The sequence below is a fragment of the Terrabacter koreensis genome, assembly GCF_054783315.1.
This window is the reverse complement of the sequence record NZ_BAAGQU010000004.1, coordinates 1,272,368-1,287,101: the sequence shown is the minus strand read 5'-3', so window position 1 is coordinate 1,287,101 and position 14,734 is coordinate 1,272,368. Positions and strand designations below refer to the sequence as shown.

The following is a 14,734-nucleotide window of genomic DNA, read 5'->3' as shown; positions in this document are numbered from 1 at the left end:
GCGCCCCATGCCGTATGCCGTCGCGTGCGTAGGGCAGAACGCTCGCGATGCGCGACACTGACGTCATGTCCTCGGCGTCGTTCTCGTACTCGTTGATCACCGAGCCCACCCTCGCACGAACGGCATTCGCGGCCCTGGTCGCACGCGAGCCGGAGGCGCTCAGTGTCGTCGCGAGCGTCACCGAAGGGCTGGTCGCCGACCCCAGCCGCTGCGTCGGACCGCGCTGGTGGGTGGGCACCGACGAGGCAGAAGAGGTCCTGGCCGCGTTCATGCACACGCCGCCGCGCCACCTCCACATCGCGCTGGCGACACCGGCCCAGGCGCGCGCGCTCGCGGCGGTGCTCGCCGACGCCCACGACAGCCTCCCCGGCGTCGGTGGCCTGCGCGAGCCGACCGAGGCCTTCTCCGACGAGTGGGTCCGAAGGACCGGCGTGACTGCGACGGTGTCGATGGAGATCGGCCGGTTCGACCTGCCGGGGCGTCCTCAGGTGCCCTTCGAGGTGCCGGGAGACTTCCGGGTCGCTACGGAGGCCGACACCACCTTGTTGGACGAGTGGCACCAGCAGTTCTACGAAGCGATCGACGGGCCGGGTGCGCTGGCCTCGCCGCTCGACCGGCACATCGCGTCGGGACGGGTCGGCCTGTGGGTGCACGGCGGTCGTCCGGTCTCCATGGCGTACGCCTCCCCCGCCAACGGCGGGATCACCCGGATCTCGGGCGTCTGGACACCTCCCGAGCTTCGCGGCCACGGCTACGCCAGCGGGGTCGTGGCGGCCCTCAGCGCGGCGCGGCAGGACGCCGGCGAGTCGTGCATGCTCTTCACCGACCTCGCCAACCCCACGTCCAACGCCATCTACCAGGCGATGGGCTACCGCCGGGTCGGCGACAACCTCGACATCACCTTCACCGCATGACTCCCCCGGCACGCAGGGCCGCCCGGATCATCGGCCACTGCAGCGGCAGTCGCGCGACGGTGGCAGCGAGGTAGCCCTGCCGCACCGTGTCCGTGGGGTCGCGGTCGAGCCGCCGCTTCGCCTGGCCAGTCATCGTGACGTTGGCCGGGAACACGGCGACGAGCAGTGCAGCGGACGCCAGTCCTGCGACGCGACGCGTTCGAGGAACGAGAAGCCCTACCGCACAGACGATCTCGGCGGCACCGGAGGCGTACACGAGGGCCCGTCGGGACGGCAGCCGCTTCGGCACGATCGACTCGAACGGCTCGGGCCGCACGAAGTGCATGGCTCCGGACGTGAGGAAGAGACCCGCCAGGGCGATGGCGTCCTTGCCGAGGGGCGCGTTCGTCGCTGTCTTCATCCCCTCACCCTAGGCGGCCCTGTGCGCGTCAGAGCAGCACGGTCGTGAAGGCGCCTGCCTCGTGGAAACCGCAGCGGGCGTAGGCCGCCCGCGCCGCCACGTTGAAGTCGTTCACGTAGAGCGACACCTCCTCGGCCATCCCGGAGAGCACCTGCTCCACGACACTTGCCATGGCCGGGACCGAGAGTCCCTGCCCCCGCAGCCGTGGGTGCAGCCACACACCCTGCACCTGCGCACAGCCGAGGGCGAGCGACCCGACGTCGGCCTTGAAGACGACCTCGCCGTCCTCCACCTTGACGAAGGTGTGGCCGGCACGGACGAGGGCGGCCACGCTCGCCCGGTAGCCGCGGTCGGAGCCGAAGTACGGCGGGTAGCCGATCTCCTCGGTGAACATGTGCGCGGCGGCGGGCAGCACGATGTCGACCTCGTCGATGCGGGCCGGTCGCACGTCGGGGTCGAGCGTCAGCCCGAGGGTGGACGGGCGCTCGCGGGTCGTCATCAGGGGCTGGTGGGTGCGCACGGCACGCACGGGACCCCACGTCGGTCCCAGGCGGTCCCAGAGGCCGACGACCTGCGCGCTGGGACCGAAGATCGAGGCGCACTGGCGCCGCATCTTCATGATGCGGGTGGCCACCGCCGCAACACCCTCGTCGTCGAGCTCGACCGGCACGACGTTGGCGCTGACCCAGACGAGTCCCCGCAGCCGGCCGTCGTCCCAGTGGCCGAGGAGCGAGCCTGGCGAGGTCCTCAGGGATCCCTCGGCGATGCGCGCGGCGACGAAGACGTTGGCCACCCGGTCGCGGGCGCACACGGCAAGCGCGGAGTCCTTGTCGGCCACCGACAGCGGTCGCACGGGGAGGCGTTGGCGCAGCACCACCCAAGAGTGCCTGCCCGCGGCCCGGGTGTCACCCCGGCACGCCCCGCCGCCACCTCACGAACCCGTCACGGTCCGTCCTCGACGGCCCCACCTCCCGATCGAGAGAACGCTCCGTCAGGTCAGCGGCTCAGGACCGGGCGATCGAGGTCGGTGTTGTCGAAGACCCAGGTGGCACGGGCTCGCGGATCGGCCTCGGCCAGGTAGAGGCGCTGGCCACCCACGTAGCGGGCGTTCGACGCCGCCTCGGGGTCCGGGTCGTTCCCGGCCCCGAACCGCGCGTTGCCACGGGGCACCGACACCTCGAACGGCACGTCGACCCAGACCGCGGCGTCCCACACGCCGTCGAGCTCGGGGCGCTGGAGGAAGATGCCGTCGACGAGCAGGACCGTCGCGGGACCGACGTCGACCGGGGCGGGGTGCACGGCCCAGTCCTGCTCCACGTCGTGGACGGCCGGTGTCACCGGCAGGCCGAGCCGGAACGGCTCGACGACGGCACGCCGGAACGACCGGTAGTCGTAGGAGTCCTCGTAGAACGTGTCGGCGCCGCGTCCCCGGCGCTTGCGCTCGACCTCGGGACGGTGGAAGCCGTCGATCGACACCCGCAGCACGTCGCGGTGAGCCGCGACCACCTCGGCGAGCTGGTCGGCGAGCACGGTCTTGCCGGCGCCGTCGAACCCGTCGACCGCCACCGCCACCCGCTTCCCCGGCCGCAGCGCGAGGATGCGGTCCGCGAGCTCGCGCACGACGGCATACCGCATGGTGTCCGGCGGGCGCACTCAGCCGACGGTGACGCTGGGAGCGCCGGCCTCCTCGTCGACCGGCTCGCCGATCTCCTCGGCGATGCGCATGGCCTCCTCGATGAGCGTCTCGACGATCTGCGACTCGGGGACCGTCTTGATGACCTCGCCCTTGACGAAGATCTGGCCCTTGCCGTTGCCCGACGCGACACCGAGGTCGGCCTCGCGGGCCTCACCCGGGCCGTTGACGACGCAGCCCATGACGGCCACGCGCAGAGGCACGGTCATGCCCTCGAGGCCGGCGGTGACCTCGTCGGCGAGCTTGTAGACGTCGACCTGCGCCCGTCCGCACGACGGGCAGGAGACGATCTCGAGCTTGCGCGGGCGCAGGTTGAGGCTCTGGAGGATCTGGATGCCGACCTTGACCTCTTCGACGGGCGGCGCGCTCAACGAGACACGGATGGTGTCGCCGATGCCGCGTGAGAGCAGCGCCCCGAAGGCGGTGGCCGACTTGATGGTGCCCTGGAAGGCGGGCCCGGCCTCGGTGACACCGAGGTGCAGGGGCCAGTCGCCGCGCTCGGCGAGCAGCTCGTAGGCCCGCACCATGACGACGGGGTCGTTGTGCTTGACCGAGATCTTGAAGTCGTGGAAGTCGTGCTCCTCGAAGAGGCTCGCCTCCCAGACGGCCGACTCGACGAGCGCCTCGGGCGTCGCCTTGCCGTACTTCTCCATGATCCGCTTGTCGAGGGAGCCGGCGTTGACGCCGATGCGGATCGAGACCCCGGCGTCCTTCGCCGCGCGCGCGATCTCCTTGACCTGGTCGTCGAACTGGCGGATGTTGCCCGGGTTGACGCGCACCGCGGCGCACCCGGCGTCGATGGCCGCGTAGACGTACTTCGGCTGGAAGTGGATGTCGGCGATGACCGGGATCTGGCTCTTCCTGGCGATCGCGGGCAGGGCCTCGGCGTCGTCCTGGCTCGGGCAGGCCACGCGCACGATGTCGCAGCCAGCGGCCGTGAGCTCGGCGATCTGCTGGAGCGTCGCGTTGATGTCGGTCGTCGGCGTCGTCGTCATCGACTGCACCGACACCGGGAAGTCGCTGCCGACCCCGACCTTGCCGACCTGGATCTGGCGGGTCTGCCGACGCGGGGCGAGGACCGGCGGGGGTGCGGACGGCATACCGAGGGAGACGCTCATGCCGCCATTATGTCCCGCGCGAGGACGGGACCCGGTCGCGGGCGGGTCGCGGGCGGGCTCAGCCGAAGAGCTTGATGGGCTTGACGATGTCGGCGTAGATGAGCAGCACCGACATCGTGATGAGCACGAGACTCATGCCGTACGCGACCGGTAGGCCCTTGGCGACGTCGACGAAGCCCGGGTCGGGCCGGTTGCGCAGGCGCGCCCAGCCCTTCTTGACGGCCTCCCACAGCGCCCCGGCCACGTGGCCGCCGTCGAGCGGCAGCAGCGGCACGAGGTTGAAGACGAAGAGGGCGAGGTTGAGCGAGGCGATGAGCAGGATGAGCTGGGCGATCTTGAGCCAGTTGCCGCCCTCGTCGGCCGGGATGTCGAGAGCGGCCACCTCGCCGCCGATGCGACCGACGCCCACGACGGAGATGGGGCCGTTCGGGTCGCGCTCGTCGGAGCCGAACGCCGCCTGGACGACGCCGGCCATCTTCTCGGGGATGCGCACGATGATCGAGGCGGTGTCGACGGTGCGGTCCCAGACGAACTTCGGCGCCTGGGCGATCGGCGTCTTGACCAGCTCCTGGCCCGGAGTGATGCCCGCGAAGCCCATGGAGGCGAGGACGAGCTTGCCGTCCCTGGCGACGGCGTTGCCCTGGTCGTCGTAGGTGGCGCGCTCGAGCACGGCGGGCGTGATCGTGACAGGCAGCTTCTGGTCGCCGCGCTGGACGACCCACGTCATGCTGCGACCCTTGCTGTCGCGGATGGCGCCGGAGACCTGGTCCCAGGTCGTCACCGCCCTACCGTCGACGGAGACGATGCGGTCGTCCTCCCGGAGCCCCGCCGCCTTGGCCGGGGCGACCGGGTCGCCCGGCCGGCACTTGGGCTGGGGCACCTGCAGCGTCGGCGCGGCGGTGGGCACGCAGGCCGACAGCAGGCCGACCTTGGGGGCGACCTGCGGCAGGCCGTAGAGGGTGATGACGCCGGTCAGCAGCACCGCGGCGATGACGAGGTTCATCATCGGGCCGCCGAGCATGATGACGATCTTCTTGGCCGGGTTCAGCTTGTAGAAGACGCGGTCCTCGTCGCCGGGATGGACCTCCTCCATGGAGTCGGCGCGGGCCTGGTCGACCATCTGGCTGAACCGGCCGGTCGAGAGGGTGCGCAGCTCGCCGGGCTTGTCGCCGGGGCGAGGCGGGAGCATGCCGACCATGCGGACGTAGCCGCCGAGCGGGATCGCCTTGATGCCGTACTCGGTCTCGCCGCGCCTGCGCGACCAGACGGTGGGGCCGAAGCCGACCATGTACTGGGTGACCTTGACCCCGAACTTCTTGGCGGGCACGAGGTGGCCGATCTCGTGCAGCGCGATGCTCAGCGCCACGCCGACGACGACGACCAGGACCCCTACGAGAAACAGCACACGACCATTGTCACATCGACTTCCTGAAATTCCGTTCGAGGTGATCCCGCGTCAGAGGTGACGCGGGATCACCTCGAACCAGCGGTCAGGCGGCCACCTCCACGCCCAGGCCGACTGATACCTGGCCCATGAAGAGGTCCGTCTCGAGTCGCAACCCGATCACGTCGATCCTCAGCACACGGTCGCCACCGAGCACGACAGCGTTCTGCCGCAGGTTGTCGGTCGTCACGGCCAGCCCCCAGCGGTGTTGTGCGCCGTCGATCTCCACGGTCAGGTCGTGGTCGTCCCAGCCGACATCGAGGTAGATGCGTCCGCGCGGTCCACGTCGAACCAGCTGGCGGTCCGGCTCCGGCAGGCCTCGAACCCTGCAGAGGCGCGCGAAGTCGAGCTCACCGAGACTCTGAACGCCGAAGGCGATGTCGCGGACAACCGCACGGATGAAGGCTCGCCGGGTGCGTCCGCGGACGACCTTCTGCGCCTCGGCAAGTCGCCGGGGTGTGGTGAGCCTCTGCTGCACGGTCATGAGGAGGATCAGGGCAGCCTGGCGGTCGCTCGTGGCCCAGTGGGCGGCTCGGATCGCCGCGACCTCGGGACGAGTGCGCGGCAGCCCGGACAGGACCTGCTCACCCGGAACGCGACGGATCACCTTGTGGATGCGCGCTCCCTGCAGGGGTGCGATGTCGTGGCGGTGGACGACCGACAGGTGCACCGACTGCTCGTCGTAGCCGGCGAGACCTGCCTGCCGCAGCGACGTCACACCGTCCACAGCCGCGATGTCGACGCCCGTCTCCCACACCGCCGCCCAGCACCGGGCGAGCTCGGGCAGTCGGTCGAGAGGCTCGCGCGAGGTGCCGACGGTCTGCGAGCCGAGGACCAGCCAGCGCTCGGCACGGACCTCGCTGCGGATGTCGTGGCGGGTGATTCCCACCTCGGCCAGCTGGGAGCGCGACACCACACCCCCTTGCGGCTCCGCCAGCTGTTGCGCCAGTGCGCGTCGGTCTCTCCCCTGCACACCCCGACTGTGCCGGGCACCAGGCCGACCGCGCTGGGCTCGCTGTCGGACCTGTGGACAACCCTCGTCCGTTCGAGGTGATCCCGCGTCACATCTGACGCGGGATCACCTCGAACCGGGGTCAGGAGGAGGCGATGGCGCGCTCGGCGGCGCTCCTGGCCCACGCGTCGGCGGCGAGGACGTCGTCGAGCGTGAGGTCGGCCGCGCGAGAAGCCGGCTCGACGGCATACGCGTCGACGACGTGCGCGACGGTGTCGACGATGTCGACGAAGCCGATGCGCCCGTCGTGGAAGGCGTCGACCGCGACCTCGTTGGCCGCGTTGTAGACGGCCGGCCACGTGCCGCCCGCCTCACCGACGCGGCGGGCCAGGGCGACGGCCGGGAAGGCGTCGTCGTCGAGCGGCTCGAACTCCCAGCTCTGCGCCTTCGTCCAGTCGCACGGCACGTCGGCGTCGGCGATGCGCTCGGGCCAGCTCATCCCGAGCGCGATCGGCACGAGCATCCGCGGCGGCCCGGCCTGGGCGATCGTCGAGCCGTCGACGAACTCGACCATCGAGTGGATCATCTGCTGCGGGTGCACGACGACGTCGATGCGCTCGAACGGGATGTCGAAGAGCAGGTGCGCCTCGATGACCTCCAGGCCCTTGTTGACCAAGGTCGCCGAGTTCGTCGTGATGACGCGGCCCATGGCGAAGTTCGGGTGGGCCAGGGCCTGCTCGGGCGTCACGTCGGCGAGCTCGGCCCGGCTGCGTCCGCGGAACGGACCGCCGCTCGCGGTGACGACGAGGCGCCGCACCTCCTCGGCGCGGCCGCCCCGCAGGCACTGGGCGATCGCGGAGTGCTCCGAGTCGACGGGCACGATCTGACCGGGCGCTGCGACCGCCTTGACGAGCGGGCCGCCGATGATGAGCGACTCCTTGTTCGCCAGCGCCAGCGTCGTGCCGGCCCGCAGCGCGGCCAGCGTCGGCTCGAGGCCGATGGCTCCGGTGATGCCGTTGACGACGACGTCGGCGTCGCGGGCGGCGAGGGTCGTGCTGGCGTCGGGGCCGACGAGCACCTCGGGGGCGTATGCCGTCACGCCCGCCTCGTCGGCAGCGCGGGCGATCGCGCGCGCCACGTCGTCCTCCGTTGCGCTCGCCACCGCCACCACCGGCACCCGCAGCGCCACGGCCTGCCGGGCGACGAGCTCGAGGTTGCCCCCGGCCGAGAGGCCCACGACCTCGAACCGGTCGGGGTTGCGCTCGACGAGGTCGATGGCCTGGGTTCCGATCGAGCCGGTCGAGCCGAGCAGGACGATGCGGCGGCGTGCCGGTGCCGAGATGTCGGCCGGGGTGTCAGTCACCCGGGCATTGTTCCGCAGACTCGAGTCAGGCAGTCACTCCCCGCGCCCGCAGCAGCTCGTCGCGCTCGAACGCGTAGGCGACCGCCCACGTCATGCGCAGGCGGTACATGCGGATGTCGTCTCCCCACGACCAAGGGCTGCTGCCGTAGTGCGCGGTCCAGTGCGCCTCGACCTCGTCGCGCTCGGGACCCGGCTGCATGAGGTCGGCGTAGCCGTGGGTGAAGAGGGCGAGGTCCTCACCGTCGACGTGGGCCACGCTGACCGCCGGCCGCGCCGCCAGGTGCCGGGCCTTGGCCGACGTGCCCGACGTGCTGAAGGTCCAGGTGCCGTGGAGGAAGTGGCCGTCGAGGGCGCTGATGCGAGGCTCGCCGGCTGCGGTGACCGTCGCGACCGACAGCACCTTCATGCCGGTCAGCAGCGCCACGAGCTGCTCGGCCGTCAGCGTGCGCTCGTCGGTGATGATCGCCCGCAGGTGCCCGGTGGCTCGCGCGATCGACGCGTCGAGCAGGGACTGGAGCGCGGCCGTCTCCTCGCTGGTCTCGAGCATGGTCCGACGTTAGACCCCACCACCGCCTGCTCAGGGTCAGCCGACGCCCTCGCCGAGGTAGAACACCGAGTCGCCGAGGAAGAAGCGCGGGCCGTAGTCGTAGGCCTCTCCCGGGTCTGGGACGTGCGGAGGCGGGAGCACGACGCTCGATGGCACCGAGGCGGCGTGCGTCGCCACCGCCGTCGGGCCCTCAGTCTGCCCCGGTGGGAGGAATCCGGTCCGCGCGTCGCGCTGCGGACGGGCACCGCCCTCGGCGAGGTTCTTGATGACGTCGAGCCGGGTCTGCATGAACGCGGCGACAGCCGAGGAGTCGACGACGCGGCCCGGACCCGATGGCAGCCAGCCCGTGAAGGTCTCGGTGAGCCGGCTCCCCTCGCCGAGCGCCTCGATGGTCGTCACGACGTCGCTCTCGTGCGAGGCGGTGAGCTCCCGCTCGACGACTCGTGACGGCTGCACGGCTTCGACCACGAGCGACACGGTGACACCCCGGCGTCCGCCGGGGTGACGGTGCACCCCGACGACGTGCTCGCGTGCGGGTTCGTCCGAGAGTCCCACCCGGACCAGGTGCTGGATGTCGGGCTTGACCAGCTGTTCCGAGGACGGCTCCCCCAACACCTCCCAGAGCCTCTCCGGCGGCACCGTCAGGTCGATGGTCGCCGTCTCGCTGACGGGCGTGAACCCGGGAGGCGCGGTGGCCCCGACGGCCGGCGCGACAGCCCCGGGAGCCGGTGCGACGACCCCGGGCCCCAGCACTCCGCACCGCGCCACGCGTTCCACCAGCTCGTCGGACTCGGCGTCGACGAGCGCGTCCCGGTCGCGGCCTTCGAGGTCGGCCTTGAGCCCGAGGAGTGCGCGGACGAGCCAGGCCCGGGCGAACGAGGCCGCGTCAAGCGGTAGGGGGCCGCACAGCTGCTGCGCCACGACGCAGCCCTCGTCGAGCGGTTCGAGCGTCGTCGTGAGCGTGCGGGCGCTGGTGCCGTCAGCGGATCGCGTCACGACGCGCCGACCCTCTTCGAGCTCGACCACGGTGCTGAGTCCCGCCCAGAGCCGTCCGTTGCGCCGACGCCACACGCCGACGAACTCGGGCAGGTCGCCCGCCACGCGTCCGGGGAGGGACAGCACGCGTACGCAGTCGACGCCCAGCTCCGTCGACTCCGGGGGTGCGACGAGGTGCCGCCAGACCGTCGCGACGGGCTGCTCGACGAAGACGCGGTGGCCGACCTCAGCGGCAGCGGAGACCGGGGCCGGGTCGTCACGACGTCCGGCCCGCCCACCGAGAAGGCCACGGAGGATGCCCACGCCCGGCAGTCTCCCCCGGCGGGCGCCCGGCGTCAGTCGATTCGCGGCATTCGCCGACCTCGGCACGGTCGCCGGTCGAGGTCGTCCGGCATGATGACGACGTGAAGTCGGTCGCGTCGCGCCAGGTGCTCCTCGGCGTCCTGGTCGTCGCCCTCGTCGTGCTGGCGTGGCTCGTCGTCAGGGTGGCCCAGGGACCGTCCGACGCGCACGGACGCACCTCCTCGGGCGCGCCCGCGTCGCCCGGAACCCGCGACACTCGGACGACGACCACTGCTCCGACAGGCACCGACCCCGTGTCCGGTCTGCCGTGGGTCGAGGAGTCGGCCCTGCCGCGAGAGGCGCGAGACACCCTCGCGCTGATCCGCGCTGGTGGCCCGTTCCCCTACCCACGCAACGACGACAAGACGTTCGCCAACCGGGAACGCTTGCTGCCCAACAGGACTCGGGGCTACTACCGCGAGTTCACCGTCGTGACGCCGGGATCCGACGACCGCGGTCCTCGACGCCTCATCACAGGCGGCGACGGTGAGATCTACTGGACCGACGACCACTACGCGTCGTTCCACCGGGTGAAGGAGACGACGTGACGACCTTTCTCGGCCGCCACAGCGAGCCGGACGACCACCTCGACCAGCTGCGCTGGCTCGGCCACGACGTGCGGGTCGTGTCCGGCGGCCACGACAAGGACAGCGTCCTCGAGGCGTTCGCCACGGCACTGGACCTGCCCGACTGGTTCGGCCACAACTGGGACGCCCTCCTCGACGCGCTGCGAGACCTCGAAGGTCCGCGCGGTGTTCCCATCGAGCTCGTGTGGGACCGCACCCAGGGGCTGCGCTTCTCCGAGCGCGCCACCTACGAGACGGTCGTCGCGGTCCTCGAGCAGGTCGACGAGGAACGCCCCGACCTCAACGTCACCGTCATCGCGCGCTAGGGCAGAGCCCGACCACGTATGCCGTCACGCCGCCCCCGCGCGACGGCCCGGGCCCGCGGACGCCGCCGGACGGCATCCGTCCTCGGAGGTGCGCGTCAGTTGACGAAGACCCGCTCGTCGATGAGGCGTTCCTTGACCTCCTGGCCGTCGGTGTGGAACCGGCCGTGCGTGAAGTCCTTGTGGAACTCGAGCTCGACGCCGGCCCGGCCGTGGCGGTTCTTCTCGACCGTGACCACGCACCAGTCGCTGAAGCGCTGGGCGTTGCCGAGGTCGTAGATGAGGTGGTCGCGCGCGACGATGTCGACCTTCTCGCTGAGGATGAGCACGATGTCCGACTCGTAGGCGAGCGCCGACGAGCCGCGCAGGTCGTGGATGCGCATGCGACGGCCGGCCCCCAGGCTGGCCTTGTCGGCGGCCGCCACCGCGACCACCGGCACGCCGGCCTGCAGCGCGAGCTCCTTCAGGCCCTCCGCTGCGGCGGTCACGACGTCGCCGTCCGGTGCGTCACGCATCGGCACCTTCTGGAGGTAGTCGACGAGGACCAGGGGCGCCTCGCCGGTCTGCTGCGCGACCTCGTCCACGATCCGTCGGATCTCCGCGAGCGTCGTCGAGCCGTTCGACTCGTGGATGTGCAGCCGCTCGCCGAAGTCCGCGAGGGCGAAGAGTGCCGGGAGGGCTCCTGGGAGCGGGGTCAGGACGTCCTCGAGGGTGAGGCCGCCCGAGTCGGACTCGAGCGCGCGGCGCACCTCGTGCACCGTCGCGACCTCACCGGGGATGCGCTCGGCGGCCTCCATCGACACGAGCCGCTCGAAGAGCGTGTGCGCCTCGTGCTCGTAGGAGAAGAAGAGCGCCGTGCGACCGGCGGCGACCGCGTTGCGCACGAACTGCATGCCGATAGTGGTCTTGCCGTTGCCCTGCGGTCCGCCGAGGAGCACCAGCTCACCCGCACGGAATCCCCCCGTCAGGGTCTCGTCGAGGGCCGGGAAGCCGGAGGACCACACGGACACACCGGCCGAAGCCCCGCGCCGCAGCGCCGAGTCCGTGTCGTCGAGCAGGGAGGCGAGCGAGCGAAGCGCCCCACCTCCCAAGCGCCCCGCTTGAGTCGTCATGGAAGGGATTGCACCACAACGGTCGTGCTACCCGGACCGGTTTCGCGTAGTTTGCCCCGACGTTCGTCGGCGGGGGAACACCTACAGGGCGATGCCGACGTACTTGGTCTCGAGGTACTCGTCGATGCCCTCGAAACCGCCCTCGCGCCCGACACCGGAGGCCTTGACGCCGCCGAAGGGCGCGGCAGGGTTGGACACGATGCCCTGGTTGACCCCGACCATGCCGTACTCGAGCGCCTCGCTCATCGCGATGGCGCGCGAGAGGTCCCGGGTGAAGAGGTACGCGACGAGGCCGTACTCGGTGTCGTTGGCGAGGCGGACGGCCTCGGCGTCGGTGCGGAAGGTCGTCACCGGCGCGACCGGGCCGAAGATCTCCTCGCGTGCCATCTCGGCGTCGGTGGGCACGTCGGCGAGCACGGTGGGCTCGTAGAACCAGCCGTCGCCGTCGGGCACCGAGCCGCCGACCAGCACCTTCGCGCCCTTGGCGACGGCGTCGTCGACGAGCGCGCTGACCTTGTCGCGTGCCTTCTCGTCGACCAGGGGTCCGACGTCGACGCCGTCCTTCGTCCCCTTGCCGAGCGTCAGGGCCCCCATCCGCCTCGCGAGCTCGGCGCTGAACTCGTCGGCGAGCGACTCGTGGACGTAGAACCGGTTCGCCGCCGTGCAGGCCTCGCCCATGTTGCGCATCTTGGCGAGCATCGCGCCGTCGACGGCCTTGTCGACGTCGGCGTCCTCGAAGACGAGGAAGGGTGCGTTGCCGCCGAGCTCCATCGAGACCCGGAGGATGCCCTGGGAGGCCTGCTCCATCAGCGAGCGACCGACGGGGGTCGAGCCGGTGAAGGTGAGCTTGCGCAGCCGCGGGTCGCGGATGAGGGGCTCCATGACGGCGCCGGTGGTCTCGTGGGTCGTCATGACGACGTTGAGCACGCCGTCGGGCAGGCCGCACTCGCGCAGCAGGTCGGCCAGCGCCAGCATCGTCAGCGGCGTCTGGCTGGCCGGCTTGACGACCATCGTGCAGCCGGCTGCGATGGCGGGCCCGATCTTGCGGGTTCCCATGGCCAGCGGGAAGTTCCACGGCGTGATCATCAGCGTCGGGCCGACCGGCTGCTTCATCGTCATGAGGCGGGTCGCGCCGTTGGGCGCCGTGGACCACCGGCCCGAGATGCGCACGGCCTCCTCGGAGAACCAGCGGAAGAACTCGGCGCCGTAGGCCACCTCGCCGCGGCTCTCGGCGAGCGTCTTGCCCATCTCGAGGGTCATGAGCATCGCGAACTCCTCCGCGCGCTCGGTGATCTTCTCGTATGCCGCCCGGAGGAGCTCGCCTCGGTCGCGCGGGGGCGTCTTCGCCCAGTCGGACTGCGCCGCCACGGCGGCGTCGAGCGCCGCACGGCCGTCGGCGACGGTGGCTGCCGCCACGTGCGTCAGCACCTTGCCGGTCGCGGGGTCGTCGACGGCGATCGTCTCGCCGTCGCCGCCGTCGCGCCACTGCCCGCCGATGTAGAGGCCCTTGGGCACTGAGTCGATCACTGACTTCTGCGTCACCGCTGCCATGCCTGAAACCCTATTCCTCGTCGATGTTCCGTGATCAGTGCCTCCGGGCCCTGTGCGAGCCGTTCCCGGCCGCGCCGGGCCCTGGTGGGCGGTCGAGCGCCTCGAGAGCACCCTGAGCGCCTCGAGCTCGTCAGCGCTCCTCAGCGCTCCTCAGCGCTCGTCAGCGTTCGTCGATGCCCCAGGCAGACCCGTACCCGTCCGGCTTCGAGGCTGCCAGGAGCTCGAGGAACGGGACGGCGTCGAACGCCTCGGGGCCGAGCACGCCCTCGCCCTTCCACACACCCCGGGCGAGCAGCTCGAGCGCGACGACCGGGTTGACGGCGGTCTGCCACACGACGCACTGGGCGCCGTAGTCGCGCATCGTCTGCTCGTTGTCGACGACGTGGTAGAGGTACGTGCGCCGCGGCCGGCCGTCCGTGCCCGTGCCGGTGACGAACAGTCCGGCGCAGGTCTTGCCGGTCATCCGCGAGCCGATGCTCGCGGGGTCGGGCAGCACGGCCGCCACGACGTCGCGGGGGCTCACCTCGACGCCCTTGACCCGCACCGGCTCGGTGCGGTCGAGCCCGAGCGTGTTCAGCACCTTGAGGATGGTGATGAACTCGTCGCCGAGGCCGTACTTGAAGGTGACCCGCTTCGCGTCGACCCAGCGTGGCATGAGGAGCACCTCCTCGTGCTCGACGTTGACGCACTCGACCGGGCCGATGCCCTCCGGGAAGTCGAACACCTCCGGCTCGCTGAACGGCTCGGTGGTGAACCACCCCCGGTCCTTCTCCCAGACCACGGGAGGGTTGAGGCACTCCTCGATCGTCGTCCACATCGAGAAGCTCGGCGCGAAGACCTCGTTGCCGTCGTCGTCCCGCACCACGAGGCTGGCGCCGTCGCGCGTGCCCAGCTCGTCGATCTCGCTGAAGAGGTGGTCTGCCGCATAGCGCGCGAACACGTCGGACAGCCCCGGCTCTACGCCGATGCCGACGAGCGCGAGCCGGCCGTCGGCCTCCCACTCCCCCGCCACCGCGAACTGCTCGTCGCCCAGCTTGACCCCGGTCACGGCATACGGCTGCTCAGGATGGCGGCGCGAGAGGCTCATCGCCATGTCGAGATAGTCGGCGCCGGCAGCGTTGGCAGCGTTGAAGATCGACATGTTGAACTTCGGGTCGACGGCGTTGAACACGTGCGTCGCGCCGTGCTCGCGTGCGAGTGCAGTCACGGCCTCCACCGACGACGCATCGACCTGGGCCGCGACGAAGCGACTCTCACCCGGGTGTCGCCCGCCGACCGCGGCGACGGTGCGTGATGCCCGCGCGATGTCGTAGTCGGCGACGACCCAGAGCTCGAAGAAGTCGCGCTCGGCCGCGATGCGCGCGGCGGCGTCGCCGACGCCACCGGAGCCGATCATGAGGACGCGCATGGGGA

15 protein-coding genes are annotated in these 14,734 nt (G+C 71.2%); 3 read left to right on the top strand and 12 right to left on the bottom strand.

What is annotated here, in order from left to right:
* The first annotated feature begins 47 nt into the window (after positions 1–47).
* Complete coding sequence (locus ACYVNR_RS08760) at positions 48–914, top strand: GNAT family N-acetyltransferase (RefSeq protein WP_461047774.1); 867 nt, start codon at positions 48–50, stop codon at positions 912–914.
* Here the strand turns inward: ACYVNR_RS08760 and ACYVNR_RS08755 are convergent.
* From ACYVNR_RS08755 to ACYVNR_RS08715, 9 genes are all read right to left on the bottom strand, one after another.
* Entirely contained in the window at positions 904–1,314 is a 411-nt protein-coding gene (locus tag ACYVNR_RS08755; protein ID WP_045191721.1) for a DoxX family protein, read from the bottom strand. The genes ACYVNR_RS08760 and ACYVNR_RS08755 overlap by 11 nt on opposite strands.
* 28 nt (positions 1,315–1,342) lie before the next feature.
* Positions 1,343–2,188 (bottom strand): GNAT family N-acetyltransferase, encoded by an 846-nt coding sequence (locus ACYVNR_RS08750; protein WP_458800713.1) that lies wholly within the window; start codon positions 2,186–2,188, stop codon positions 1,343–1,345.
* 122 nt (positions 2,189–2,310) lie between these two features.
* Positions 2,311–2,967: a nucleoside/nucleotide kinase family protein gene (locus ACYVNR_RS08745; protein ID WP_461047773.1), complete on the bottom strand. Its 657-nt coding sequence runs from the start codon at positions 2,965–2,967 to the stop codon at positions 2,311–2,313.
* The gene (gene ispG / locus ACYVNR_RS08740; protein ID WP_461047772.1) at positions 2,968–4,125 is read right to left on the bottom strand and encodes a flavodoxin-dependent (E)-4-hydroxy-3-methylbut-2-enyl-diphosphate synthase; all 1,158 of its coding nucleotides are present in this window, start codon (positions 4,123–4,125) and stop codon (positions 2,968–2,970) included.
* 58 nt (positions 4,126–4,183) lie between these two features.
* A complete protein-coding gene (locus ACYVNR_RS08735) occupies positions 4,184–5,530 on the bottom strand; it encodes a M50 family metallopeptidase (RefSeq protein ID WP_045191717.1) in 1,347 nt (448 codons plus the stop codon).
* Positions 5,531–5,615: 85 nt separating this feature from the next.
* A complete protein-coding gene (locus ACYVNR_RS08730; protein ID WP_461047771.1) occupies positions 5,616–6,482 on the bottom strand; it encodes a hypothetical protein in 867 nt (288 codons plus the stop codon).
* Between the two features lie 181 nt (positions 6,483–6,663).
* Positions 6,664–7,884, bottom strand: a complete 1,221-nt coding sequence (dxr, locus tag ACYVNR_RS08725) for a 1-deoxy-D-xylulose-5-phosphate reductoisomerase (RefSeq protein WP_461047770.1) — start codon at positions 7,882–7,884, stop codon at positions 6,664–6,666.
* Between the two features lie 25 nt (positions 7,885–7,909).
* Positions 7,910–8,431, bottom strand: a complete 522-nt coding sequence (locus ACYVNR_RS08720; protein WP_045191713.1) for a pyridoxamine 5'-phosphate oxidase family protein — start codon at positions 8,429–8,431, stop codon at positions 7,910–7,912.
* 36 nt (positions 8,432–8,467) lie between these two features.
* On the bottom strand, positions 8,468–9,730 hold the full coding sequence (locus ACYVNR_RS08715; protein ID WP_461047769.1) for a hypothetical protein: 1,263 nt from the start codon (positions 9,728–9,730) through the stop codon (positions 8,468–8,470).
* Between the two features lie 101 nt (positions 9,731–9,831).
* On the opposite strand from ACYVNR_RS08715, the gene ACYVNR_RS08710 reads away from it, so the two are divergent.
* The gene (locus tag ACYVNR_RS08710; RefSeq protein ID WP_461047768.1) at positions 9,832–10,317 is read left to right on the top strand and encodes a guanyl-specific ribonuclease; all 486 of its coding nucleotides are present in this window, start codon (positions 9,832–9,834) and stop codon (positions 10,315–10,317) included.
* On the top strand, positions 10,314–10,661 hold the full coding sequence (locus ACYVNR_RS08705; protein ID WP_461047767.1) for a barstar family protein: 348 nt from the start codon (positions 10,314–10,316) through the stop codon (positions 10,659–10,661). The genes ACYVNR_RS08710 and ACYVNR_RS08705 overlap by 4 nt, the downstream gene beginning before the upstream one ends.
* Positions 10,662–10,756: 95 nt before the next feature.
* Here the strand turns inward: ACYVNR_RS08705 and ACYVNR_RS08700 are convergent, their stop codons facing one another.
* From ACYVNR_RS08700 to ACYVNR_RS08690, 3 genes are all read right to left on the bottom strand, one after another.
* Entirely contained in the window at positions 10,757–11,770 is a 1,014-nt protein-coding gene (locus ACYVNR_RS08700) for a DnaB-like helicase C-terminal domain-containing protein (RefSeq protein ID WP_045191711.1), read from the bottom strand.
* An 81-nt stretch (positions 11,771–11,851) separates the two neighbouring features.
* Entirely contained in the window at positions 11,852–13,321 is a 1,470-nt protein-coding gene (locus ACYVNR_RS08695) for an NAD-dependent succinate-semialdehyde dehydrogenase (RefSeq protein ID WP_461047766.1), read from the bottom strand.
* Between the two features lie 160 nt (positions 13,322–13,481).
* Complete coding sequence (locus tag ACYVNR_RS08690) at positions 13,482–14,729, bottom strand: saccharopine dehydrogenase family protein (RefSeq protein ID WP_461047765.1); 1,248 nt, start codon at positions 14,727–14,729, stop codon at positions 13,482–13,484.
* Positions 14,730–14,734: the final 5 nt, after the last annotated feature.